At 73.0% G+C, this 24,570-nt stretch carries 20 protein-coding genes; 13 read left to right on the top strand and 7 right to left on the bottom strand.

Translation table 11 applies throughout. The features are described 5' to 3' along the window. The first annotated feature begins 28 nt into the window (after window positions 1–28). Window positions 29–571, top strand: a complete 543-nt coding sequence (locus RZ50_RS03955) for a GtrA family protein (protein ID WP_196949493.1) — start codon at window positions 29–31, stop codon at window positions 569–571. Window positions 572–589: 18 nt separating this feature from the next. Beyond that, a complete protein-coding gene (locus tag RZ50_RS03950; protein ID WP_217680223.1) occupies window positions 590–1,804 on the top strand; it encodes an ROK family transcriptional regulator in 1,215 nt (404 codons plus the stop codon). 87 nt (window positions 1,805–1,891) lie between these two features. Here the strand turns inward: RZ50_RS03950 and RZ50_RS03945 are convergent, their stop codons facing one another. Continuing rightward, on the bottom strand, window positions 1,892–2,938 hold the full coding sequence (locus RZ50_RS03945) for an ABC transporter permease (protein ID WP_254801972.1): 1,047 nt from the start codon (window positions 2,936–2,938) through the stop codon (window positions 1,892–1,894). Window positions 2,939–3,050: 112 nt separating this feature from the next. On the opposite strand from RZ50_RS03945, the gene RZ50_RS03940 reads away from it, so the two are divergent. Both RZ50_RS03940 and RZ50_RS03935 read left to right on the top strand, forming a co-directional pair. Then, complete coding sequence (locus RZ50_RS03940) at window positions 3,051–3,500, top strand: MarR family transcriptional regulator (RefSeq protein ID WP_308271340.1); 450 nt, start codon at window positions 3,051–3,053, stop codon at window positions 3,498–3,500. Window positions 3,501–3,684: 184 nt separating this feature from the next. Continuing rightward, complete coding sequence (locus RZ50_RS03935; RefSeq protein ID WP_254801971.1) at window positions 3,685–5,241, top strand: MDR family MFS transporter; 1,557 nt, start codon at window positions 3,685–3,687, stop codon at window positions 5,239–5,241. 88 nt (window positions 5,242–5,329) lie between these two features. Here the strand turns inward: RZ50_RS03935 and RZ50_RS03930 are convergent, their stop codons facing one another. Together RZ50_RS03930 and RZ50_RS03925 are read right to left on the bottom strand one after the other, a co-directional pair. Continuing rightward, window positions 5,330–5,575, bottom strand: coding sequence for a hypothetical protein (locus RZ50_RS03930; RefSeq protein WP_196949012.1), 246 nt, complete (start codon window positions 5,573–5,575; stop codon window positions 5,330–5,332). Between the two features lie 26 nt (window positions 5,576–5,601). Further along, window positions 5,602–6,786 (bottom strand): inorganic phosphate transporter, encoded by a 1,185-nt coding sequence (locus RZ50_RS03925; RefSeq protein ID WP_196949013.1) that lies wholly within the window; start codon window positions 6,784–6,786, stop codon window positions 5,602–5,604. A gap of 347 nt (window positions 6,787–7,133) precedes the next feature. On the opposite strand from RZ50_RS03925, the gene RZ50_RS03920 reads away from it, so the two are divergent. Beyond that, on the top strand, window positions 7,134–8,705 hold the full coding sequence (locus tag RZ50_RS03920) for an NlpC/P60 family protein (protein ID WP_196949014.1): 1,572 nt from the start codon (window positions 7,134–7,136) through the stop codon (window positions 8,703–8,705). Window positions 8,706–8,785: 80 nt separating this feature from the next. Here the strand turns inward: RZ50_RS03920 and RZ50_RS03915 are convergent, their stop codons facing one another. Beyond that, entirely contained in the window at window positions 8,786–11,071 is a 2,286-nt protein-coding gene (locus RZ50_RS03915) for an FdhF/YdeP family oxidoreductase (protein ID WP_196949015.1), read from the bottom strand. Between the two features lie 149 nt (window positions 11,072–11,220). Here RZ50_RS03915 and RZ50_RS03910 point away from each other — a divergent pair, with 149 nt between their 5' ends. After that, window positions 11,221–13,065 (top strand): serine/threonine-protein kinase, encoded by a 1,845-nt coding sequence (locus RZ50_RS03910; RefSeq protein WP_217680221.1) that lies wholly within the window; start codon window positions 11,221–11,223, stop codon window positions 13,063–13,065. 214 nt (window positions 13,066–13,279) lie between these two features. On the opposite strand, the gene RZ50_RS03905 is transcribed toward RZ50_RS03910, so the two are convergent. Together RZ50_RS03905 and RZ50_RS03900 are read right to left on the bottom strand one after the other, a co-directional pair. Then, a complete protein-coding gene (locus RZ50_RS03905) occupies window positions 13,280–15,205 on the bottom strand; it encodes an FAD/NAD(P)-binding domain-containing protein (RefSeq protein WP_196952493.1) in 1,926 nt (641 codons plus the stop codon). Continuing rightward, entirely contained in the window at window positions 15,202–16,170 is a 969-nt protein-coding gene (locus tag RZ50_RS03900) for an amino acid ABC transporter permease (RefSeq protein WP_196952494.1), read from the bottom strand. Before RZ50_RS03900 ends, RZ50_RS03905 begins: the two co-directional genes overlap by 4 nt. 642 nt (window positions 16,171–16,812) lie before the next feature. On the opposite strand from RZ50_RS03900, the gene RZ50_RS03895 reads away from it, so the two are divergent. From RZ50_RS03895 to RZ50_RS03865, 7 genes are all read left to right on the top strand, one after another. Beyond that, the gene (locus tag RZ50_RS03895) at window positions 16,813–17,976 is read left to right on the top strand and encodes an LLM class flavin-dependent oxidoreductase (RefSeq protein ID WP_196952495.1); all 1,164 of its coding nucleotides are present in this window, start codon (window positions 16,813–16,815) and stop codon (window positions 17,974–17,976) included. A gap of 41 nt (window positions 17,977–18,017) precedes the next feature. Further along, window positions 18,018–18,551: a GNAT family N-acetyltransferase gene (locus RZ50_RS03890; RefSeq protein WP_308271335.1), complete on the top strand. Its 534-nt coding sequence runs from the start codon at window positions 18,018–18,020 to the stop codon at window positions 18,549–18,551. A 10-nt stretch (window positions 18,552–18,561) separates the two neighbouring features. Then, on the top strand, window positions 18,562–19,512 hold the full coding sequence (locus tag RZ50_RS03885) for an ABC transporter substrate-binding protein (RefSeq protein WP_196952496.1): 951 nt from the start codon (window positions 18,562–18,564) through the stop codon (window positions 19,510–19,512). A 48-nt stretch (window positions 19,513–19,560) separates the two neighbouring features. Then, the gene (locus RZ50_RS03880; RefSeq protein WP_196952497.1) at window positions 19,561–20,544 is read left to right on the top strand and encodes an amino acid ABC transporter permease; all 984 of its coding nucleotides are present in this window, start codon (window positions 19,561–19,563) and stop codon (window positions 20,542–20,544) included. Next, window positions 20,541–21,326, top strand: coding sequence for an amino acid ABC transporter ATP-binding protein (locus tag RZ50_RS03875; protein WP_305853010.1), 786 nt, complete (start codon window positions 20,541–20,543; stop codon window positions 21,324–21,326). The genes RZ50_RS03880 and RZ50_RS03875 overlap by 4 nt, the downstream gene beginning before the upstream one ends. Window positions 21,327–21,367: 41 nt before the next feature. Then, the gene (locus RZ50_RS03870) at window positions 21,368–22,357 is read left to right on the top strand and encodes an ABC transporter substrate-binding protein (RefSeq protein ID WP_196952498.1); all 990 of its coding nucleotides are present in this window, start codon (window positions 21,368–21,370) and stop codon (window positions 22,355–22,357) included. A gap of 122 nt (window positions 22,358–22,479) precedes the next feature. Further along, window positions 22,480–23,691, top strand: a complete 1,212-nt coding sequence (locus RZ50_RS03865; protein WP_196952499.1) for a serine/threonine-protein kinase — start codon at window positions 22,480–22,482, stop codon at window positions 23,689–23,691. Here RZ50_RS03865 and RZ50_RS03860 read toward each other — a convergent pair. Then, window positions 23,647–24,345 (bottom strand): MBL fold metallo-hydrolase, encoded by a 699-nt coding sequence (locus RZ50_RS03860; protein WP_196952500.1) that lies wholly within the window; start codon window positions 24,343–24,345, stop codon window positions 23,647–23,649. The two genes, RZ50_RS03865 and RZ50_RS03860, sit on opposite strands and share 45 nt — an antisense overlap. Between the last annotated feature and the right edge of the window lie 225 nt (window positions 24,346–24,570).

Below are 24,570 nucleotides of genomic sequence, written 5' to 3'. Positions count from 1 at the left end.
CGGCATCCCCGCGTGCAACACTGCGGAGATGCCGTCCCCCACGCAGCGCGTCCTGGCCCGGGTGCCGGCCCGGCTGCGCCCCTTCCTGGTGCGGCACCGCCGCCCGGTGAAGTTCCTCATGGTCGGCGGCACCTGCTTCACGCTCACCCTGGTGATCGACTTCGAGCTCAAGTTCACCGTCCTGGAGCACAAGCCGGTGATCGCGTTGACGGTGGCGACCGTGATCGGCACCGTCGTCTCCTACGTCCTCAACCGCCACTGGGCCTTCCGGACGGCCGGGCGGCGGCGCGAGGCACTGCTGTTCTTCCTGGTCAGCGCGGTGGCGATCGCCGTCAACGACCTGCCGCTGGCGTTCTCCCGGTACGCCCTGGAGCTGCGCGAGCCGTACGTCACCCCGCTCGCCCAGGAGGTCGCGGACTTCCTCAGCGGGATGGTCCTCGGGACCTTCGTCGCGATGCTGTTCCGCTTCTGGGCGATGCGGCGCTGGGTCTTCACCGCGCCCGCCGAGCGGGGGCGCCCCCGGTACGAACCCGGTTACGCTGCACCCGAGATACCACGGGATGTGCCGTAGGACCGTGAGGTGAGCGTTATGCGCGGGGAACCGGACGGCGTCCGGACCGGGCCCGCCAGCCAGCAGGGGATGCGCCGGGCCAATCTGGCCCTGGTGCTCGGAGTGATCGCGCGCGGCCCGCGCTCGCGCGCCGAGGTGGCCGCCGAGACCGGGCTGACCAGGGCCGCGATCTCCTCGCTCGCCGAACAGCTGATCTCCACCGGGCTCCTCGTCGAGGAGGGCCCCACCACACCGAGCGGCAAGGTCGGCCGCCCCGGCACCGCGCTCGGGCTCAACCCGCTCGGCCCCGGTGGCCTCGGCGCCGAGATCGGCGTCCGGCACCTCGGCGCCTGCGTGGTCGACCTGCGCGGCGAGGTCCGCGCCTGGCGGCGCCGCGAGGTCGCCAACCGGGGCCGCCACCCCGGAGCCGTCATGGCCGACCTCGCCCACCTGGCGCGCGAGGCCGTCGACGCGTCGGGGCTGCGCCCGGCCGGGCTGACCCTCGCGGTGCCCGGGCTGGTCGGCGCCGGCGGAGTGCTCCAGCGGGCCGCCAACCTCGGCTGGCGGGACGTCCCGCTGGCCGCCGAACTGCGCCCGGCGCTGCGCGCGGCGGGGGACGGCCTGGCCGAACTGCCGGTCGAGGCCGAGAACGAGGTCAACCTCGGCGGACTGGCCGAGCGATGGCTGGGCGAGGGCCCGGAGGACTTCCTGTACGTCTCCGCCGAGGCCGGGGTCGGCGCGGCGATCGTGGTCGGCGGCCGGCTGCTGCGCGGGGCGAGCGGCTACGCGGGCGAGCTCGGCCACGTGCCCGTGCACCCGGAGGGGCCGCGCTGCGCCTGCGGGGCGCACGGCTGCCTGGAGCAGTACGCGGGCGAGGCGGCTGTCCTGCGGGCGGCCGGGCTGTCCGGTGCGCACGGCGACTGGGTGGCGCTGCTCGCCGAACGGGCCGGGGCCGGGTACGAGCCGGCCCGGGCGGCGCTGGCCGGGGCCGGTTCGGCGCTCGGCATCGCGGCCGCCGGGGCGGTCAACCTGCTGGACCCGGCCGAGGTGGTGCTGGGCGGCGGCTACGCCCGGCTGGCGCCCTGGCTGCTGCCGGCGATGCGGCGCGAGCTGGCCGCCCGGGTGACGGTGCGGCCGTGGGCGGAGGACCGGCTGACGGTCTCCCGGCTCGGCCGGCGCGGCCCGCTGCTGGGGGCCGCGGTGGGCGTGGTGCGCGCCGTCCTCGCCGACCCGGGACGGCTCGCGGGCGGCTGAGCGGCTCCTCCGGAAGCCGCCCGGAACGCGACCGAGCCCCCCGGCCAGGGTGGCCGGGGGGCTCGGTCTGAGCGGCGGGGGGAGAGGTCAGGACTCGGCGGGCTCGGCGACGAGCTCGCGGCCGCCGGAGCGCGGTCCGCGCAGCACGGCCAGGTAGGCGACGCCGATGCCGATCAGCGCCCAGACCACCAGGACCACGATCGGCGCGGCGAGGTTGGTGGAGTCGAAGTAGGCGATCGACTTGGTGGCGCTGGTGCCGGCGCCGTTGGGGATCAGCGAGCCGATCGCCCGCCAGAACGGCGGCATCATCGGCGCCGGGTAGACGCCGCCGGCGCTCGGGTTGCCCAGGACCACGAAGACCAGCACCGCGATGCCGATGCCGATGACGTCGAACAGGCACTGCAACGCCATGGTGAACGCGCCGACCGTGAACACCACCAGGGCGCCGATGCCGGTCAGGGCCAGGATCGAGCCGGGCAGGGCGTCCAGCACCGGTCCGGCGATGATCGTGCCGCCGAGGCCGGCGCCGACCGAGTACAGCGCCAGGACGCCGAGGCGGATCAGCAGGCGGTGGACGTTCGCGGGCTTGGAGCCGGCGCTGATGCCGAGGATCGAGGCGACCAGGTAGCCGCCGACGCACCAGCCGATGACCAGGTAGAACGCGGACAGGCCGTTGGTGTCGCCCTTGGCCAGCGGCACGACGTCCTCGACCTTGACGGTCCGGCCCTGGGCCTTGTCCAGCGCGGTGGTGACGGTCTCGGCGGCCTTGGCGGCGGAGGAGCCGCGGGCGCCGCCGACCAGCAGGGTGTCCTCGGTGCCGGTCGGGTTCACGACCAGCGCGGCGTAGATCTTCTGGTCCCTGATCTGCTGGGTGGCGGTCTCGGCGTCCGGCGCCGTGACGGGCTTGACCGCCTCGTCCGGCACGGACTCCAGCGCCTGGACCAGCTTGGGGGTGACCTGCGGCGGGGCGACCACCGCGATCGACAGCTTGTGCGGGGCCGGCTGATGCAGCGCCCCCACGTACGACACGATGAAGCCGAGTTGCAGCAGCAGCACGCCGATCACGAGCAGTGCCGCACGCGGTGTGACCGCGCCCTTCAGTTCAGCGACGAAACCTTGCCCCCGGGCGGCCATCCACATCTCCTTGCGTATCGGCGGAAAACGGATACTTAATACCATGAACTAGTTGGCTTGTCTCAACTCGTGCACAGGGGGCGCGGCGGTGCCGCTGGGCGATACTGGCGCGGTGACGGACGAGGAAGCCCTGGTGGCGGTGGAGCGCGAGGTCGGACTGATGTTCCGGCGCGGCCGCGCCAGAGTGGCGGAACTCTCACGCCGGGTGCACCCCGAGCTGGAGGGCATGGCGTACAGCATGCTCGGCTACGTCGCGCAGGCCGGGCGGGTGCGGGTGACGGACGTCGGCGTGCACTTCGCGGTCGGCAAGGCCACCGTGAGCCGGCAGATCCGGGCGCTGGAGGAGCTGGGTCTGGTGGCCCGGGAGGCGGACCCACAGGACCGCCGGTCCGCCCTGGTCTCGCTGACCGAGGACGGGCGGCGGCGCTACCTGGCCGCGCGCGACGTGCGGATGCGGCGGGTGGCCGAGGTGATGGGCGGGTGGCCGCAGGAGGACGTGGTCCGCTTCGCGGAGCTGCTGAACCGCTTCAACGAGGTGCTGGGGGAGCCGCCCGCGGAGTGAGCCCGGGGCGGCGGGGCGGTCGGCGCTCGCCACTCGCACCCCGGTGACCAGGGGCTTTGTGGCGGCCTTTACTTGGGCTTGAAGAAAGTTGCCTAACTCAACCATCTCGGCATATGGTTGCTTAAGGCAACGAATTTTCATGTTCGCGTATCCCACACCCCGCTCGCCTCGCCGAAGGACCCAGATGACCGTGACCACCGAGGCCTCGACCGGCACCGCCGCCGCCGTCGACGACGACCAGCCGATGACCCACCGGCAGGTGATGGAGGCGCTGTCCGGCCTGCTGCTCGGCCTCTTCGTGGCCGTGCTCTCGTCGACCGTCGTCTCCAACGCCCTGCCGCACATCCTCACCGACCTGCACGGCGGCCAGTCCGCCTACACGTGGGTGATCACCGCGGCCCTGCTCACCCTGACCGCCTCCACCCCGATCTGGGGCAAGCTCTCCGACCTCGCCAGCAAGAAGCTGCTGCTCCAGATAGCCCTGCTGATCTACATCGGGACCTCCGCGCTGGCCGGCCTCTCCCAGAACACCGGTGAGCTGATCGCCTGCCGCGCCCTGCAGGGCATCGGCGCCGGCGGTGTCGTCGCGCTCGGCCAGATCTGCCTGGCCGCGATGGTCCCGCCGCGTGAGCGCGGCCGCTACAGCGGCTACTTCGGCGCGGTCTTCGCCCTCGCCACCATCGGCGGCCCGCTGATCGGCGGCGTCATCGTGGACACCTCCTGGCTGGGCTGGCGCTGGTGCTTCTACGTCGGCATCCCCTTCGCGGTGGCCGCGATCCTGGTGGTGCAGCGCACCCTCAAGCTGCCGGTGGTCAAGCGCCCGGCGAAGATCGACTACCTGGGCGCGCTGGTCATCACCGCCGCCGTCAGCCTGCTGATGATCTGGATCACGCTGGCCGGCAAGAACTACCCGTGGCTGTCCTGGCAGACCGTGGTGATGGTCGGCGGCGGCCTGCTGCTGGGCGCCCTGGCCATCGTGGTCGAGCGCCGCGCCGCCGAGCCGATCATCCCGCCGGACCTCTTCAAGTACCGCACCGTCACCCTGGCCGCGATCGCCAGCGTGCTGGTCGGCGTCGGGATGTACGGCGCGACCACCTTCCTCAGCCAGTACTTCCAGCTGGCCCGCGCCAAGTCCCCGACCATGGCCGGTCTGATGACCCTGCCGATGATCATCGGCCTGGCGCTCTCCTCCACCGTGGCGGGCCGGCTGATCACCAAGTACGGCAGGTGGAAGGCCTACCTGGTCTCCGGCACCGCGCTGCTCGCGATCGGCTTCGGCCTGCTCGGCACCGCCCGCGTCGACACCAACTACGCGCTGCTCTCCCTCTACATGGGGATCACCGGCGTCGGCCTCGGCCTGACCAGCCAGAACCTGGTGCTCGCGGTGCAGAACACGGTGCCCCGGCACGAACTCGGCGCGGCCAGCTCCGTCGTCACCTTCTTCCGCACCATGGGCGGCGCGATGGGCGTCTCCGCGCTCGGCGCGCTGATGACCAACAAGGTCGGCGACTACCTGGCGCAGAACCTGGCCGCGGCGCACATCCCGGCCTCGTCCGCGGCGTCCGGCGGCGGCATCCCGGACCTGCACAAGCTGCCGGCCCCGATCGTCCCGCTGGTGACGGACGCCTTCGGCCACGGGGTCGGGACCGTCTTCCTGTGGGCCGCGCCCTTCGCGCTGCTGTCCTTCGTCACGGTGCTGTTCATCCGGGAGACGGCGCTGAAGACCACCCAGGAGAGCTGACCGGCCACCGGGATACGCGAAACGGGCCGGGGAGTGTCGAACACTCCCCGGCCCGTTCGGCGTTCCCGGCCGCGCGCCGGACGGGGCCTCAGGGCGCGGCGATCAGCACCAGGCCGTAGACCACGGCCGCGGCGCACACGGCGAAGCAGGCGTACGCGCCGACCAGCAGGGCGGGCTTGCCGCCGCCGGAGGCCCGGTCGCCCTCGTGGGCGCCCTGCGCGGCCTCGCGGCGGGACAGCGCCAGGATGCCGAGGGCGAAGACGGAGACCACGGCGACGGTGACGCCGAAGCTGATGCCGGCGGTCTGGGCCAGGGCGTTCCACTTGATGTGCATGGTGAGTGCTCCTCGGTCGACGGCGCTCAGGCCGCGATCGTGGTCGAGGCGGGGGTGGGGGCGGCGTTGCCCGGGGTGCCGGGGGCGACCTCGACCGGGGTGACCTCGGCGACGTCGTTGACGTTGTCCGCGCTGACCGGCTGGCGGCGGGAGATCACCCACATGGTGGCGGCACCGGCCACCAGCACGGCGCCGACCAGGGCGACGCCCCAGTTGCCCTGCTGGGCCACCATCGCCGCGAGGCCGGAGACCACGGCGGCGGCCGGCAGGGTCAGGCCCCAGGTGTAGACCATGCGGCGGACCAGGCTCCAGCGCAGCTCCGGCTTCGGGCCGCCGAGGCCGGCGCCCATGATGCCGCCGGTGCAGACCTGGGTGGTGGAGAGGCCGAAGCCCATGTGCGAGGAGGTCAGGATGACGGTCGAGACGGCCGACTCGGAGGCGAAGCCCTGCAGCGGCTTGATGTCCGCGAGGCCCTTGCCCATCGAGCGGATGATCCGCCAGCCGCCCATGTAGGTGCCGAGCGCGATGGCCGCGCCGGCCGAGACGATCACCCAGGTGGGGGGCAGCGCGCCGTGCGGCAGGGCGCCGACCGAGACCAGGGTCAGGGTGATGATGCCCATCGTCTTCTGGGCGTCGTTGGTGCCGTGTGCCAGCGAGATCAGCGAGGAGGAGAAGATCTGGCCGGTCTTGAAGCCCTTGTCGCTGGCCGCGGAGTCGCCCTTGCGGGTGATCGCGTACGCGAGCTTGGTGGCACCCCAGGAGGCCAGTCCGGCGACGAGGGGGGAGGCGACCGCCGGGATGATGATCTTGGTGATCACGGTGTCGAAGTTGACGCCGTTCATGCCGACGCCGACGATCGTGGCGCCGATCAGGCCGCCGTACAGGGCGTGCGAGGAGCTGGACGGCAGGCCGCGCAGCCAGGTCAGCAGGTTCCAGAGGATCGCGCCGGCCAGTGCCGCGAAGATGACTTCGGGGTGGATGCCCGCCTTCTCGTTGACGATGCCGCCGGAGATGGTGGTGGCGACCTTCACGGACAGGAACGCGCCCGCGAAGTTGAGCAGGGCCGCGATGGTGACCGCGACCTTCGGACGAAGGGCCCCGGTCGCGATCGCGGTGGCGGCCGCGTTGGCGGTGTCGTGGAACCCGTTGGTGAAGTCGAAGGCGAGCGCCGTGATGATCACAACGGCCACCAGGAACGAGATGTGTTCCATACCCAAACAATCGTCGTAGTTGTCGCACTGACGTTGATGACGTCGCGACCGTAGGTCGGTTTGGTAAACGGAAGGTGAACTGAGCCGGGAATCGTGGTTCTGATGGTGGCCCAGGGGTGTCCGGGAGCTTTCTGAGGGGTGACCTGGATCGCGCTGAGCTGGACATTAGCGAAGAACGCCCCGGTTCGCCCCCGTTTGCTGAGAGCTGCCTCACAGATCAATCGAGAATTAACCTCTCGGTTCTCGCGCGCTCTGTTTCCGACGAGTAACCCGTGGGAGGATCTCCGGGATCGATCCGGGCCGCGGGAGACGGGCCAGGACTGGGCACGGGGCGGGGAGGACCACCCATGGGCGGGGCTGCACAGCGCACGGAGTCGACAGGCGTACGCCCCTGGGTGCGGGCGGCCCTGCGCTGCGGAGCCGTCCTCGCGGCCGCCGCGCTCGCGCTGCCGGCCGCCGCGCAGGCCGCGTACGCCAGCCCCGACCCGGGAGCGGCGGGCGTCGCCGCGTCGACCGGACCGGACCCGCTGGCCGCGGCCAAGGCCACCCTCGGCCCGCTGCTCGACCAGCTGCACTCGCTCTACCAGAACGCCGAGGCCGCGACCGAGCAGTACAACGGGGCGGTGGCGAAGGTCACCGAGCAGCAGACCGCGCTCACCGACCTCCAGGGGCGGCTGGACCGGCAGCAGAAGCAGGTCGACGCGGGGACGGACATCGCCTCCCAGCTCGCCGCCGCGCAGTACCGCAACGGCGCCGCCTCCGCGTACGCCGAACTGCTGCTCTCCCAGGACCCGTACGAGGCGGTCACCATCGCCGAGCTGCTCGCGGCGGCCAGCCGCTCGCAGTCCGAGTTCCTGGACAAGCTGAAGGCCGACCGGAACTCCCTGACCGACCTGACGAAGCAGACCGAGGACGCGCTCAGGACCTCGCAGACGCTGGTCGCCCAGCAGGACGCCGCCAAGGCCAAGGTCGCCACCGACCTCGCCACCGTCGAGCAGCTGGTCTCCTCGCTGACCGGCGCGCAGCGGACCGAACTGGAGCAGCTGGAGAAGGCCAAGGCCGACGAGGCCCAGCTCGCCTTCCTCGCCTCCGGGGCCCTCGGCAAGGGGGAGCGCACGCCCTCGCAGGCCGGGCGCGGGGCCGTCGCCTTCGCGCTGGCCCAGATCGGCAAGCCGTACCTGTGGGGCGGCGTCGGCCCCGACTCCTACGACTGCTCCGGCCTCACCTCGCAGGCCTGGCTGCACGCCGGGACGCAGATCCCGCGCACCAGCCAGGAGCAGTGGGCGCAGCTGCCGCACGTCCCGCTGAACCAGCTGCGGCCGGGCGACCTGGTGGTCTACTTCCAGGACGCCTCGCACATCGCGATGTACATCGGCGGCGGGCTGGTCGTCCAGGCGCCGCGACCGGGCGCGTTCATCAAGGTGTCGCCGATCGGCTCGATGCCGATCCTCGGGGCCGTCCGCCCCGACCCGACCGGCGCGGCGGACGAGGCCGGCGGCGCCTGGAAGGTGCCCGACCTGCCGTCCGGCTGGGACTCCGTGACGCCGATCGCGCCGACCCCGCCCAGCCAGCTGCCGACCCCGCCGGCCACCGGCGGCAGCCCGGCGACGCCGCCGACCGCCCCGGGGACGCCGAGCGGCACGCCGTCCGGCCCGGGCACGCCGACCGCCCCGGGTACGCCGTCGGGCACGGGTACGCCGACCGGTGAGCCCACCGGCACGCCGACCCAGACCCCGACCGGCACGCCGACCGGCACGCCGACCGGGACCCCGACGGACACGCCGACCGAGACCCCGACCGGCACCTCGACGCCCACCGGCAGCCCGACCGCCACCGGTTCGGCCTCCACCGGTTCGGCCTCCGCCTCGGCCCCGGGCAGCGCCACGGCGACGCTGCCGCTGGGCGGGCCGACGCACTGAGGCTCTGTCCGGCCTAGCCGGACGCACCGGGTCAGACGAAGGCCGCCCGGCGTCGACGACGCCGGGCGGCCTTCGCACGTCTACTCCACCGCGCCGGTGTCGGGCTCGAAGCGGATGAGCACGGCCTTGGAGGTCGGGGTGTTGCTGATGTCGGCGGTGGAGTCCAGCGGGACCAGGACGTTGGTCTCGGGGTAGTAGGCCGCGGCGCCGGCCCGGGCGACGGGGTAGTGGACCACCCGGAAGTGCGGGGCGCGGCGCTCGACGCCGTCCTTCCACTCGCTGACCAGGTCGACGTACTGGCCCTCGGCGAGGCCGAGTTCGGCGGCGTCGGCCGGGTTGACCAGGACCACGCGGCGGCCGCCCCTGATGCCGCGGTAGCGGTCGTCGAGGCCGTAGATCGTGGTGTTGTACTGGTCGTGGGAGCGCAGCGTCTGCAGCAGCAGGCGGCCCGGCGGGACCTCGGGGGCGGTCAGCGGGTTGACGCTGAAGTTGGCCAGGCCGGTGGCGGTGGGGAAGCTGCGGGAGTCGCGCGGGCCGTGCGGCAGGGTGAAGCCCCCGGGGCGGCGGACCTTCTCGTTGTAGTCCTCGAAGCCCGGGATCACCCGGGCGATCCGCTCGCGCAGGGTGTCGTAGTCGGCCGCGAACTCCTCCCACGGCACGGTGTCCTGCGGCCCGAGGACGGTACGGGCGAGGCGGCAGATGATCGCGGTCTCGGAGAGCAGACCGGGTGCGGGCGGGCGCAGGCCGCCGCGGGAGGCGTGGACCTGGCCCATCGAGTCCTCGACCGTGACGAACTGGGCGCCGGAGCCGGTGACGTCCCGGTCGGTGCGGCCGAGGGTGGGCAGGATCAGGGCGCGGGCGCCGGTGACCACGTGCGAGCGGTTGAGCTTGGTGGAGACGTGGACGGTCAGCCGGCAGCGCCGCATCGCGGCCTCGGTGACCTCGGTGTCCGGGGTGGCCGCGACGAAGTTGCCGCCCATCGCGAAGAACACCCTGACCCGGCCGTCGCGCATCGCGCGGATGGTGTCCACCGAGTCGTGGCCGTGCTCGCGCGGCGGTTCGAAGCCGAACTCCTTGCCCAGCGCGTCCAGGAAGGCGGTACCGGGCCGCTCGAAGATGCCCATGGTCCGGTCGCCCTGGACGTTGCTGTGCCCGCGCACCGGGCAGACCCCGGCGCCGGGGCGGCCGACGTTGCCGCGCAGCAGCAGGAAGTTGACCACCTCGCGGATGGTCGGCACGGAGTGCTTGTGCTGGGTGAGGCCCATCGCCCAGCAGACGATGATCCGCTCGGAGGCCAGCACCAGCCGGCCGAGCTCCTCGATCTGCTCCCAGGGCAGGCCGGTCGCGGCGAGCACCTCGTCCCGGTCGGTGTCGAGCGCCTGAGCCTCGAACTCCTCGAAACCGTGGCAGTGTTCGGCGACGAAGGCGCGGTCGACCCCGTCCTTCTCCAGGACGATCCGGTTGAGCGCGCGGAACAGCGCGAGGTCCCCGCCGAGGCGGATCTGGAGGAAGAGGTCGGTCAGCTTGGTGCCGTGGCCGACCAGGCCGCGGGCCTGCTGCGGGTTCTTGAACCGTTCCAGGCCGGCCTCCGGCAGCGGGTTGACGCTGACGATGGTGGCGCCGGCCCGCTTGGCGCGCTCCAGGGCGGAGAGCATCCGGGGGTGGTTGGTACCCGGGTTCTGGCCGGCCACGATGATCAGGTCGGCCTGGTAGAGGTCCTTGAGGCTGACGCTGCCCTTGCCGACGCCCAGCGTCTCGGTGAGCGCCGAGCCCGAGGACTCGTGGCACATGTTGGAACAGTCCGGCAGGTTGTTGGTGCCGAGCCGGCGGGCGAACAGCTGGTACGCGAAGGCGGCCTCGTTGCTGGTCCGGCCGGAGGTGTAGAAGGCGGCGCCGTCCGGGGTGTCCAGGGCCCGCAGCTCCTCGGCGATCAACGCGAAGGCGTCGTCCCAGGAGACCGGCCGGTAGTGGGTGGCGCCCTCGTCGAGCAGCATCGGCCGGGTGAGCCGGCCCTGCTGGCCGAGCCAGTAGCCGGAGCGCTCCGCCAACTCGGCGACCGGGTGGGCGGCGAAGAACTCGGCCCGGATCCGGCGCTCGGTGGCCTCCTCGGCGACGGCCTTGGCACCGTTCTCGCAGAACTCCGCGGTGTGCGGCTTGTCCGGCTCCGGCCAGGCGCAGCCGGGGCAGTCGAAGCCGTTCGGCTGGTTGACCTTGAGCAGGGTGGCCAGGGTGCGGCGGGCGCCCATCTGCTCGGTGGCCATCCGCAGGCTGTGGCCGACGGCGGGCAGGCCGGCGGCCGCGTGCTGGGGCGCGGACACCTCGGGGGCGTCCTGCGCCGGGTCGCTCTGCGGGGCCTGCTTGGCCATGACTGCGCTCCTCGGCTCTGCTGCTCCGAGCCGCCGCACCGTTACGGGGCTCGGCGTCCATCCTTCCACCTGGGCGGAGACGGGGGGAGGGCGGCGACGGCGGGCGGCGTCGGTAGAGTCGGTCCGTCACGGCGGACGGGGGGAGACGCGTGCGAGTCGGAGACGTCCTGGACGGCCGGTACGAGCTGGTGGAGAAGCTCGGGCAGGGCGGGTTCGGGGTGGTGTGGCGGGCCGAGGACACCCGGATGCACCGGTCGGTGGCGGTCAAGGTCATCCGGCACCACGACGGTGACCAGGCGAAGGACGCGCTGAGGTTCGTCCGGGAGGCCAACGCGGCGGGCCGGCTGTCGCATCCGCACATCGTCACCGTGCACGACCTCGGCCAGAGCGAGTTCGACGACCAGCCGGTGACCTTCCTGGTGATGGAACTGCTCACCGGCCGCACCCTGACCCAGGTGCTGCGGGAGGGGCTGCCGGCTCCGGAGCAGAGCCTGCGCTGGGGGAAGCAGATCTGCGAGGCGCTGGCCGCCGCGCACGACGCGGGCATGGTGCACCGGGACATCAAGCCGGACAACATCATGATCAGCGACGCCGGGCACCTGAAGGTGCTGGACTTCGGCATCGCCCAGCTGGACACCGGCGGGGGCGGGCTGACCACCGTCGGGACGGTCATCGGCAGTCCGCCGTACATGGCGCCCGAGCGGTGGACCGGCGACCGGGTGGACGGTCGGGCGGACCTGTACGCGCTGGGCTGCGTCCTGGTCGAACTCTGCACCGGGGCACGGCCCTTCGGCGGTGACTCGACGCCGGTGCTGATGTACCAGCACCTCAACGAGCCGCCCCCGGTGCTGGACCCGGTCCGGTACGGGCTCCCGTCGCACCTGCCCGTCCTGCTCGCCGAGCTGCTGTCGAAGGATCCGCAGGACCGGCCGGCCGACGCCCGGGCGGTCGCGCGGCGGCTCGCGGACCTGGCGGAGGGGCGGAACCCGCCGTCGGCGCCGATCGCCCCGCCCACCCGGCGGGCGCCCACCCGGCCCGTGCGGCATCGTGGCCAGTCCCGGCAGCCGAAGCAGCCGAAGCTGCGGCCGGTGGGGCGGCCGCCGTTGGTGCTGCCCGAGCCGGCGTGGCTCGCTCGGAGCGGTCAGTCGGCTCAGCCCGCCCGGCCGGCGTCGCCCGCCCCGCCGCCGGTGCCCGTCGAGGACCAGGCGGCCGTCCGGGGCAGACTGCGGGATGGCCTGGGGGCCGCGCGGCAGGAGGGCTCCGCCGCGGCGGCGGCGCGCCTGCTCCGGCCGGTGGTCGACGGTGCCGCGCGGGCGCTCGGGGTGACGGACCCGGAAGTCGTCGCCGCGCGGCGGGACCTTGCCGCACACCTCGGCCTGGCCGGTGAACAGACGGAGGCCGTGCGGAGGCTGCGGGAACTGGTGGAGGACATGCGGCAGGCTCTCGGGCCCACCGATCCGGGCACCCTGGAGGTGTGGTGCGACCTGGCCCGGAGGGTCCGGGACAACGGTGAGACGGTCACCGCGATCCGGTTGCTGACCGAGCTGCTGCCCGCGCTGCGGGACGCCCGGGGCCCGCGCGGCGCCCTCGTCCTCCAGGCCCGGCACGACCTCGCGGCGTGCCGGGCCCAGCGGGGTGACTTCCAGGGGGCTGTGCTGGAGCTGAGCGACCTGCTGCCGCAGCTCGTCGAGGTCCTCGGCGAGCACGACGAGCGCTGCACGCGGGCCGCGGCCGATCTGGCGGAGTACCGGGATCGGGCGCGGCGCCCCCGCCCCGGCCGGGCCGTCCGTGCGTGGCGGCTGCGGATCGACCGGGGCGAGGCGGAGCAGCTGATCCGGCGGATCCGGGCCGCCAACCTCGCCGGGCGGTCCTACGCGGACCCGTCCCGTGCGCTGGAGCGTGGGACCGGCGTCAGGGGCGCCGGGCAGCGGGTGGTCGCCGCGCCGAGCTACGTCTCGGACGAGGACCTGGTGGAGGAGCTCTTCGGACCCTAGGGCGTGTCTTGCGGATCTTTGCCGGGTCCGCGACGCCGGGGCACGCACCTCGCCGCGTTGTCGTCGGTCGCCAATGCTCCGCAGTGGCTCCCTCCTCCGCCTTGCGATGCACGCACCCCAACGCCGCGGCCTGATCCGACAAGATCCACAAGACACGCCCCGGGGCGTGTCCCGCGGACCCGGCGAAGATCCGCAGGACGCGCCCTGGTCGTGTTCACGCCGCCAGCGCCGCCGTCGGGAGCGCCGCCAGCGCCCGCAGCAGTGCCCGGGCCGCCGCGTCGTTCTGCCGGAAGCCCGGGGCGTCGGTGCGCGGCCGGGCGAAGGCGGCGGCCGCGCGCAGGCTGGTGTGCGGGCCGAGCGCGGTGCGCCGGGGGTGCGGTGCGCCGCCGAGGGCCGGGTCGAGTAGCCGGCTGTCGGAGAGGGAGATGGTGACCAGGCCGGACTGGTGGGTGTACTCCGGGTCGGTCACCACCTCCTCCACCACCCGCCCGGAGCGGTGGAGTTCGCGCAGCACCGGGTCGTGGGTGCGGGCCAGCGCGTGCTTGGGCAGGTACGCCTCGACGAGCGCGGTGGCGGTGACGGTGTGCCCGGGCACGGTCGTGCCGGAGGCCCGCCACGTGCCGGTGGCCTCGTCCCGTTCGACCCGGACGCCCGCGCCGAGGAATCGCACCACCCCGGCCTCGGAGAGCGCGAGCAACTGCCGCAGCCGGAAGCCGGGCGGGCCGGAGGCGAGGAAGCTGAAGTAGCCGAAGAACCACTCGTCGACCTCCTCGGCGACCGAGCGGGCGGTGAGCCGGCCGCTCGTGAGCACCCGGGAGAGCTGGCCGAACAGCGAGAGCAGAGCGAGGAAGGCGCCGAGGTCGGCACTGTGCTCCGGGTCGGCCCGGCGGTCGGCGTCGGCGGTGACGTACTCGCGCAGGTACCGCTGGAGCTCCTCGTCGGAGCCGAGTTCGAGCCCGGCCAGCGGGTGGTCGAGCCGCTCGAAGTCGATCCGGTCGGCCTGGTCGGGGACGGCCTCGGCGACCAGTGCGGCGAGCTCGGGGGAGTACCAGCCGTGCCGGTCGTACCGCTCCAGGAACTCCGGCCAGGGCAGCGCGGTGCGTTCGGGGTGGGCGTGGAACAGTTCGTGGTAGTGCCCGAAGGCGATCTCCTTGGCCATCAACGGCCAGGCGTCGCGCCGCAGTTCGAGCGGGCCCTCGCCGGCGAGCAGGGTGTCCACGGCGGCCGCGTCGAAGTACCGGGGAAGCGGGGCGGGCGGCCCCTGGAGCCGGTAGCCGGTCTTGGAGTGGTACGGGACGCCGCGCCGGGAGCCGAGGTGGAGCACCGGTTCGCGGCCGGACGGCAGGTAGCGCAGCGCCTCGCCCTCCCCGGTGGGCTCGAAGCGGCCGCCGCGCCCCTCGGTGAGCATCGCGAGCAGGTCGACGGAGGCCAGGCCGAGGCCGCGCAGCACCACCTGCTCGCCGGGGGCGATCCGGGCCAACTCGGCCTCGACGTCGGCGGAGTAGGCGGGCGGGAGGTGGAAGCGGCCGTGCCGGGCGGCGAACTCGGCGTCGGCGGCGTGGCGCGGGTGCGGGGCGGAGTCGAGGTGGCCGAGGGTGAGGGTGACGTGGTCGGCGGTGAGCGTCCGGTCGGTGAGGTGGACGGTCTGCGGGCCGTCGGCCGGGCCGTCGATCCGGTGGACGGTGTCCCGGTGGACGGTGACCGTGACGTGCGGCGGCAGGTCGGCCACGGCGCGGCGGAACACCCAGTCCAGGTAGGCGCTCTGGGCCCGGCGGGTGGGGAAGTCGGTGGGCGCGAGGGTGCGCAGCTCGGCCCGCACGGCCGGGTCGGCGGCCTCCCGGTAGGGCGCGAACTCCTCCTGCCGCAGGGCCCATTCGGCGAGCGAGGGGCCGGGGCTGACCGGGCCCTCGATGGTGGAGCGGGCGTCGGTGAACATGGTGACGTCCTCGGCCATCGAGTTCATCCGCAGCAGCGGCGACTGGTCGTGACGCCAGATCCGGCCCGCGCCGGGCGGGTACGGGTCGACCAGGTGGATCTCCAACGGCCGGTCGGCGGGCAGCAGTTCGGCGGAGTTGGCGGCGATCCGCTCCAGCAGCCCGGTGCCGCGCGGCCCGGCGCCGACGATCACGAGAATGCTCATGCGCCGCTCACCACCCGGCGGACGGTCGCGCGGGCGCGCTGGAGCGGGGTGGGCGGCAGGCCGGCGCGGTCGGCGCCCTTGGCGAAGTGCCGTTCGACGTAGTACTGGCCGATGGACAGCACGGTGGTGATCACCAGGTACCAGATGGTGGCGACCATCAGCATCGGGATGACCTGGTAGGACTGGAGGTAGACCAGCTGCACCGAGTAGAGCAGGTCGGAGACGGCCAGCACGCTGACGATGCTGGTGCCCTTGAGCGCGCCGATCAGCATGTTCCCGGCGGTCGGCACGATCGAGCGCATCGCCTGCGGGACGACGATCCGGCGCAGCACCCGCCAGCGGCCGAGCCCGAGCGCGGACGCCGCCTCCAGCTGGCCGCGGTCGACGGAGAGGATGCCGCCGCGGATCACCTCGGCGGCGTACGCGGTCTCCAGCAGGGTGAGGCCGATGACGGCGGTCAGGGTGGGGCCGACCAGGTTGACGGTCTTCACGGTGATGAACTCGGGGCCGAAGGGGATGCCGAGTCCGAGGGTCGGGTAGAGCGCGCCGATGTTGAAGAAGAACAGCAGCTGCACCAGTGGCGGGGTGGACCGGAAGATCCAGATGTAGCCCCAACTGAGGGTGCGCAGCACCGGGTTGGTGGACAGCCGCATGGTGGCGAGGACGGTGCCGAGCACGAAGCCGAGGGCGAGGGTGACGCCGGTCAGCCACAGGGTGAGGGTGAGCCCGTTGAGGACGGAGCGCGCGGTGAACCACTCGGCGACGACGCTCCACTGGAAGGCCCGGTTGCGGACCACCGAGGTGACCGCCATCGCGGCGAGCAGCAGCGCGATCGCCGCGGCGACCCACTGGCCGGGCTTGCGGCGGGCGACGATCCGGGCCTCGGGGTCGAGGGGGGCGGCCGGTTGCCCGGGGTCGGAGGGGAGTGCGGCGGGGGCGGGCAGGACGTCCTGCGGGGTGGCCATGGCGGCGGCTCCTGGGGCGGAGTGCGAGTGGGAGAGGTACGGGCGTGGTCACGTACGCGGGTCCGGCGGCCGGCCCGCGTCCCTCAACGCGGCCGGCACGGTTGCACTGCACTCCGCTTCGATCGTACGCATGCGCGATCGACGACTGTCAAGGGTGAACGGGTGGTGATCGGGGCCGGTCGGGGCATGTCAGAAAAGCGACAGGAGATCGCAACAGTGCGGCAATGAAGCATGGTTGACGGACCGCGCGGCCGACTGCTCAACTTGAGGTCATGTACGCCGAGCAGCCCCTGGTCACCCGCGACCACATCGACTTCGGTCGGGTGTGGTCCGCGGCGTGTCGCGGCTGACCTGGCAGCGGGCCGCCCGTCCGGCCCCTGATTCCGCTCGGCCCTGATCCCCCGCGGGGAGTCCTCCCTCGGTTTGCCCGCAGTGGGCCGGGAACCGCCGTCCATACGTGACGGCACATCAGACACGCGCTGCCGCCGCCGACCTCACCGCCCCCGCACCGCGCTCCGGCCCGCTCCGCCCTCCACCGTCACGTACCCGCAACCGCGCTCGTGCTCGACGGCCGCTCCGCCGCGGCCGCCTCCGGTCTGCCCACCCGCAGCCACCGGATCCCGTTCACCGAAAGGTTTCGCCATGCCCGTCGAGTTCCTCGGCATCGCCGCCACCGGCGATGGCTCGGAGACCAACCCGCGCGCCACCGCCGCCTTCGACCGCGACTACACCCTGCGGCTGGCCCGGGCGCACGAGGATCACGGCTGGGACCGGGTGCTCTTCGCGTACGGCTCCGGCGCCCCGGAGCCGGCGGCCGCGGCGGCCTTCCTCGCCTCGCACCTCGACAGGTTGCAGATCCTGCTCGCGCACCGGCCGAACGTCTCCTACCCCACCTTCGCCGCCAAGACCTTCGCGACCCTGGACCAGATCAGCCAGGGCCGGCTGGCCGTCCACTTCATCACCGGCGGCTCCGACCACGAGCAGCAGCGCGAGGGCGACTTCCTGACCAAGGACCAGCGCTACGAGCGCACCCGCGAGTACATCGGCATCGTGAAGAAGGCGTGGACCAGCCGGGAGCCCTTCGACCACGAGGGCCCGCACTACCGCTTCAACGACTTCGTCTCCGACGTCTTCCCCGTCCAGCAGCCGCGCCCGGCGGTCTCCTTCGGCGGCTCCTCGGAGGCCGCCTACGCGGCGGGCGGCGCCGAGGCGGACGTCTACTGCCTCTGGGGCGAGCCGCTGGCCCGCACCGCCGAACAGATCGAGCGGGTGGGGGAGGCGGCCCGGGCCGCCGGACGGACCGACCTGCCGCGGATCCAGGTGGCGTTCCGGCCGATCATCGCGCCGACCGAGGAACTCGCCTGGGAGAAGGCGCACCGGACGGTGGGCGCGATCAAGGCCCGCCGGGAGAGCGGGCAGCTCGCCCCCCGGCGCCGTTCGGCCGGCGCCCAGCCGGTGACACCTGAGAACACGGGTTCGCAGCGGCTGCTGGAGATCGCCGAGGCCGGCGAGCGCTACGACCGCGCGCTGTGGACCCCGACCGCCGCGGCCACCGGCGGCGCGGGCAACTCCAACGCGCTGGTCGGCACCCCGGAGACGGTCGCCCAGGCGCTGCTGGACTACTACGACCTCGGCGTGGACATCCTCTCCGCGCGCGGCTACGACCTGCTGGACGACGCGATCGACTTTGGCCGTTACGTCATCCCGATCGTCCGCGAGGAGGTCGCCAAGCGGGACGCCGCCAAGGCCGAGAAGGCGGCGCGGGCCGAGCACGACCGGCACCAGCTGATCGCGGTGCAGGCGTGAGCGGTACGGGCGTGACCGGTACGGGCGTGAGCGTCGCAGGTGTGACCGGTGCAGGCGTGAGCCGCGAGCCCCGTGCCGAGTTCCGCAAGGCCGCCCTGGACGACCCGCTGGTCGAGCCGCTGCTGCGCGAGCTCACCCACGAGTACGTCACCCGCTACGGCCCCGGCGCCCACGAGGAGATGAGCCGCTACCCGGGCGAGGCCTTCGCCGAGCCGCACGGCGTGCTGCTGCTCCTGTTGGAGGACGGCGAGCCGGTGGCCGGCGGCGCCTACATGCGGTACGACGCGGACACGGCCGAGGTGAAGCGGATGTGGACGCACTCCGCGCACCGCCGCCGCGGTCTGGCCCGCCGGGTGCTGGCGGAGCTGGAGCGGACGGCGGCCGCCGCCGGGTACCGCCGGATCTACCTCACCACCGGCCCGCGCCAGCCCGAGGCCAAGGGCCTCTACCTGGCGGCCGGCTACACCGCGCTGTTCGACGTCACCGCCGATCCCCTGACCATCGGCCCGCTCCCGTTCGAGAAGCAGCTGCCCGTCTTCGAGGGCCAGTTGACCTCCCTTGCTCCGACCTCCTGAAAGGCCCCCCGTGAGAACCACCACCGTCCGCCGCCGCCCCCTGCTCGCGGCCACCGTCCTGCTGCCGCTCCTGGCGCTGGCCGCGTGCGGCTCGGACCCGAAGATCGCGGGCGCGCCGGGGGCGAGCGGGCCCGCCGCCACCGCCGCCGAGGACGTCGTGTCCGGCCTGAGCCGGTCGGAGGCCGCCGCCGCGCTGCTGCCCGAGGAGGTGCGCAAGGCCGGGGTGGTCAAGATCGGCGCGTCCTTCACCTCGGCGCCCAGCTCCTTCTACGCCGACCAGGCGACCAAGAAGGCGGCCGGCATCGACGTCGACTTCAGCGACGCCGTGGCCAAGGTGCTCGGCCTGACCGTGCAGCGGGAGGACGCCGCCTTCGAGACCATCCTGCCCGCCCTGGACAGCGGCAAGTTCGACGTCGGCATGAGCAACTTCGGGGTCACCGCCGCGCGCCTGAAGACCGTCGACTTCGTCACCTACATCGACGACGGCCAGGGCTTCGCGGTCAAGAAGGACAACACGGCGATCCAGCCGGTCACCGACCTGGTCCAGCTCTGCGGGCTGACCATCGGCACCAGTGCGGGCAGCACCTTCGAGACCACGCTCAACAGCAAGAAGAACGTCTGCGCCGACGCCGGGAAGAAGCCGTACGAGGTCAAGGCGTTCAGCGACGCCGGCGCCCTGCTGACCGCTATCCAGCAGGGCCGGGTGGACATCGAGATGTCCACCATCAACGGCCTGCGCCACCAGGCCTCGCAGGAGTCCGCCGGGCTGCGCTTCCTCAACGAGTTCCACCGGCTGGACGTCGGCTTCGCCTTCAAGAAGGGCTCCACGCTCACCCCGGCCTTCCAGGCGGCGGTCAACCAGCTGATCAAGGACGGGACGTACGACCGGATCCTCAAGAAGTGGGGGGTCGCCGAGTCGGCGATCAAGGAGTCCCAGATCAGCCCGCCCGAGCACCCCTGAGCCGGAGGCTGCCCAGCGCAGCCGAGGGCCCCGTCCAAGGAGTCCCCGATGACCGTCAGTATCGAGACACCGCCCGCGTCGAGACGTACGGCCGGCCTTGACCCCGAGGAGCTGGCCGGCCTGCGGACCGTCCCCGCCCGGCACCCCTGGCGCTGGGCGGCAGGCCTCGCCGCACTCGTCGTCCTCGTCCAGTTCGCCCACGGCCTGGCCACCAACCCCGGCTGGGACTGGCCCACCTTCCAGCGCTACTTCACCGCCGACACCATCCTCCAGGCGATCGGCCGCACCCTCGAACTCACCGCCTACGGCACCGTGCTGGGCTTCGCGCTGGGCGCGGTGGTGGCCGCGATGCGGCTGTCCCGCAGCGTGATCCTCCAGACCATCGCCTGGGCGTACGTCTGGGTGTTCCGCTCGATCCCGCTGATCGTCCAGCTGGTGTTCTGGTTCAACCTCTCCTACCTCTACAAGCGGTTCGGCTTCGGCATCCCGTTCGGCCCGACCTTCGGCGAGTTCGAGACGCTCGGCGTGCTCGGCGCGCTCGGCGCGGCGGTGATCGGCCTCGGGCTGCACCAGGCCGCGTTCGCCGCCGAGATCATCCGCGGCGGCATCATCGCGGTGGAGGGCGGCCAGCGCGAGGCCGCCGCCGCGCTCGGCATCCCACGGCTGCGGCAGGCCTGGCGGATCGTGCTGCCGCAGGCCATGCGCGGCATCCTGCCCTCCGCCGCCAACGAGGTGATCTCGCTGCTCAAGGGCACCTCGGTGGTCTACGTGATGGCCATCGGCGAGCTCTTCTACCAGGCCCAGGTGATCTACGGCCGGACCGGCCGGGTGGTGCCGCTGCTGATGGTCGCCACCGTCTGGTACGTGGTGCTGACCACCGTGCTGTCGATCGGCCAGTACTACGTCGAGCGCTACTTCGCCCGCGGCGCCAGCCGCACCCCGCCGCCCACCCCGCTGCAGCGCCTCCGGGCGTTCGTGCGGAGCCTGCCGACCCGTACCCCGACCACCCGCACCACCGGAGGACGTCCATGACCACGCTGACCAAGTCCGAGGCGGCGCCGATGGTGCAGGTGCGCGGCCTGCACAAGAGCTTCGGCCCGCTGGAGGTCCTGCGCGGGGTCGACCTGGACGTCCCGGCCGGCTCGGTCACCGTGGTGCTCGGCCCGTCCGGCTCCGGCAAGTCCACCCTGCTGCGCTCGATCAACCACCTGGAGAAGCTCGACCGCGGCTACGTCGCCATCGACGGCGAGCTGATCGGCTACCGGCGCTCCGGCGACCGGCTGTACGAGCTCAAGGAGCGCGAGGTGCTGCGCCAGCGCACCGGGATCGGCTTTGTGTTCCAGAACTTCAACCTGTTCCCGCACCTGACCGTGCTGGAGAACGTGGTCGAGGCGCCGATCGCCGCGCTGGGCCGGCCCCGGGCCGAGGCGAAGGCGGCGGCGCTGGTGCTGCTGGAGCGGGTCGGGCTGGCCGACAAGGCCACCGCCTACCCCCGGCAGCTGTCCGGCGGGCAGCAGCAGCGGGTGGCGATCGCCCGGGCGCTCGCCCTGGAGCCCAAGGTGCTGCTGTTCGACGAGCCCACCTCGGCGCTCGACCCGGAACTGGTCGGCGAGGTGCTGGACGTCATCAAGGACCTGGCCCTGACCGGCACCACGATGATCGTGGTCACCCACGAGATCGGCTTCGCCCGCGAGGTCGCCGACACGGTCGTCTTCATGGACGGCGGAGTGGTGGTCGAGCAGGGCCCGCCCGCCGAGGTCCTGGACCGCCCGCAGCACGACCGCACCCGGGCCTTCCTGGCCAAGGTCCTCTAAGAGATCCCGTCACTTCACCTTCACCGAGCAGGAGTTCCGCCATGTCCCTACCCCGTCGCGCCCTCGTGACCGCAGCCGGCGCGTTCGCCGCCGCCCTCGTCCTGACCGGCTGCGGCAGCGGCGCCACGGGCGCCTCGGCGGACCTCGCCCCGGCCAAGGGCAGCACCGCGCCGAACGGCGCCGTGGTGAACCTGTCACCCAACCAGAACCGGGTGAGCACGCCCAAGGTCGACGCGATCGCGGCACTGGTCCCGGAGGAGATCAGAAAGAGAGGCACGCTGAGCGTCGTCGACTCCCTGGGCACCACCCCGCCGCTGGACTTCTACGCCGACGACGACAAGACCGTCATCGGGGTCGAGCCGGACATCGCCGAGCTGATCGGCGACGTGCTCGGCCTCAAGGTCGAGGTCAACTCCGTCTCCTGGGAGAACATCTTCGTCGGCCTGGACAGCGGCAAGTACGACGTGGGCCTGTCCAACATCACCGTCACCGAGGAGCGCAAGGAGAAGTACGACTTCGCCACCTACCGGCTGGACGTCCTCGGCTTCGAGACGAAGAAGGGCAGCGGGCTGAAGGTCACCGGCGCCAAGGACCTCGCGGGCAAGACCGTCGGCGTCAACACCGGCACCAACCAGGAGAAGCTGCTGATCTCCTGGAGCGAGGAGAACGTCAAGAACGGCCTCAAGCCGATCGACATCAAGTACTTCTCGGGCACCGAGTTCTACCTCGCGCTCTCCTCCGGCCGGATCGACGCCTACGTCGGCCCCAACCCCAACCTGGCCTTCCACGCCGTGCAGAGCGGCGAGACCGAGGTCGTCGGCACCTACTCGGGCGCCGGCGCGGACGTCCTCGGCAAGATCGCGGCGACCACCAAGAAGGACAACGGCCTGGTCAAGGCGCTCAACAGCGCCATCAACGAGGTGATCAAGAACGGGACGTACGGGCAGGTGCTCAAGCGCTGGGGCCTGGAGAACGAGGCCGTGCAGACCTCCGAGATCAACCCGCTCGGCCTGCCCAGGCCCAAGCAGTAGAGCCGGGGCGGGAGGGCCCGGTCGGAGGGCCCGACCTCGTTCACCCGTTCGTCCCCGACCGCCGCTAAGGTGACCCCTCCGGCGGCGAACGAGGGACGGACGCGGCCGAGTTGGGGGAGGGCATGCACAAGGGAGACGTGCTCGGCGGTCGCTTCCGGCTGGACGAGTGGCTCGGCCGGGGCGGGTTCGGCGTGGTCTGGCGGGCGACCGACACCGTGCTGGACCGGCAGGTCGCGGTGAAGCTGCTGCTGGCCGAGCACGCCGCCGACCGGGAGGCCGTCGGGCGGTTCGTCCGCGAGGCCAAGGTGGCCGGCGGCCTCTCCAACCCGCACATCGTGACCGTGCACGACTACGGCCGGGTCGTCGACGGCGACGGGGAGAACCACTACCTGGTGATGGAGCTGGTCCGCGGCCGGGCGCTGTCCGCGGTCCTCAAGGACGGCCTGCCCGACCACGGGCGCGCCCTCACCTGGATGGGACACGTCTGCGAGGCGCTCGACGCGGCGCACCGCAACGGCGTCATCCACCGCGACATCAAGCCCGAGAACGTCATGGTCGCCGAGCACGGGGACCGGGCCAAGGTGCTGGACTTCGGCATCGCCCGGCTGCTCTCCCAGTCCACCGGGCTCACCTCCACCGGCAACGTGGTCGGCACCGTCCCGTACCTGGCGCCCGAGTGCTGGTCCGGCGGCACCGTGGACGGCCGGGCCGACCTCTACGCGCTCGGCGTGATGCTGTACGAGGTCAGCACCGGCCGGCGGCCGTTCCGCGCCGACTCGCCGTACGAGTACATGACCAAGCACCTGCACGAGACCCCGCCCCGGGTGCGCGGCAAGGACCCGGCGCTGGCCGAACTGGTCGCCCAGCTGCTCGCCAAGCGGCCCGAGGACCGGCCGGCCGACGCCGCCGAGGTGCTCGAACGGCTGCGCCGGATCCGGCCGGGCATGCTGCGGCCGGACGACCCCAGTCCGGAGCAGCTGCGCCGGCGGGCCGACCAGGCCTGGCAGCGCGGCGCCGAGGGCGAGGCCGGGGAGGCCGTGGAGATACTGCTGCGGCTCGTCCCCGACTTCGCCCGGATCTGCGGCCCGGCCGACCCGCGCACCCTGCGCACCTGCCACGATCTGGCCCTCTGGCTGGCGCGGGACGGCCGCCGGGGCACCGCCGTCGGGCTGCTGGACGCGCTGGCGCAGGAGGGCGGTGCCGTCCCGGAGGCCCGGGCCGACGCCCGGCGCGACCTCGCGCACTGGCAGCGGGAGGCCGCCAGGCTCGGGCCCGGCCCGAGCCTGGCGCTAAGCCTGCGGGTGCTGCTCGGCGGCGGCGCGCAGGGCGGCTGAGCCGCCCTCGGCGATCGGGTCGCCGTGCCCGAACACCACCGTCTCCACCGGCAGCGCGGCCAACCGGTGGAAGGAGGCGAGGGTCAGCGCGGGGTCGGTGTTGAACACCCCCGGCATGGTCCGCCCCTGGACGTTGGCCACCACGTCCCCGGTGAACAGCACCCCGGGCCCGGGCAGGTGCAGCGCGATGCTGCCGTCGGTGTGACCGGGCACGTGCACGACCACCGCGCCGCCGCCGATGTCCAGCACGTCCCCGTCCTCGACCTCGCGGTGCACCGGGCAGGGCTCGGCGGGCGGGATCGGCGGCAGGCCCGCCCACAGCTCCTGCTCGAAGGGGCTCAGTACGGGCGGGACCGGCGGCTGCTCGCGCCGGATCACCGGCGCCTCCAGCCGGTGCGCCACCACCTCGGCGGACCAGCGGAGGGCGAGCTCGGCGGCCGAGCCGGTGTGGTCCTCGTGGTGGTGGGTGAGCACGATCCGGCGCAGCGCGGCCGGCTCCAGTCCGATCCTGCGGATGCCCTCCTCGATCCCCTCCGCCGACCCGGCGGTGCCGGTGTCGACCAGGGTCAGTCCGTGCGCGTCCCGCCACAGGTAGACGGTGCCGAAGTCCAGTGTGATCATGTGTAGTTCGTCGCGTACCGGGGTGATCTCCATGCCCGGATAGTGCGCCCATCGGCGCCCCGGCAAGCATGCGTTCGCCCTGGGCGTGCGGGAGTTCGCCGTCGGCGCAGCGGGTCCGGGGGCCTGTCAACCGTGCGGGTCACCCGTGCGGCCCCCGCGCGACCGCGGGATCTGCTGGGGATCCGCCCATCGGGACGGTCTGGTCCGCCGCCCGGTGCGTTGATATACCTCGTTGCCAGACCCGGGAGCGGTGTCCGT

The organism is Kitasatospora sp. SUK 42, from assembly GCF_015776785.2.
Classification (GTDB): domain Bacteria; phylum Actinomycetota; class Actinomycetes; order Streptomycetales; family Streptomycetaceae; genus Kitasatospora.
The sequence above is the reverse complement of the archived record's forward strand: the minus strand, read 5'-3'. Positions and strand labels throughout refer to the sequence as shown.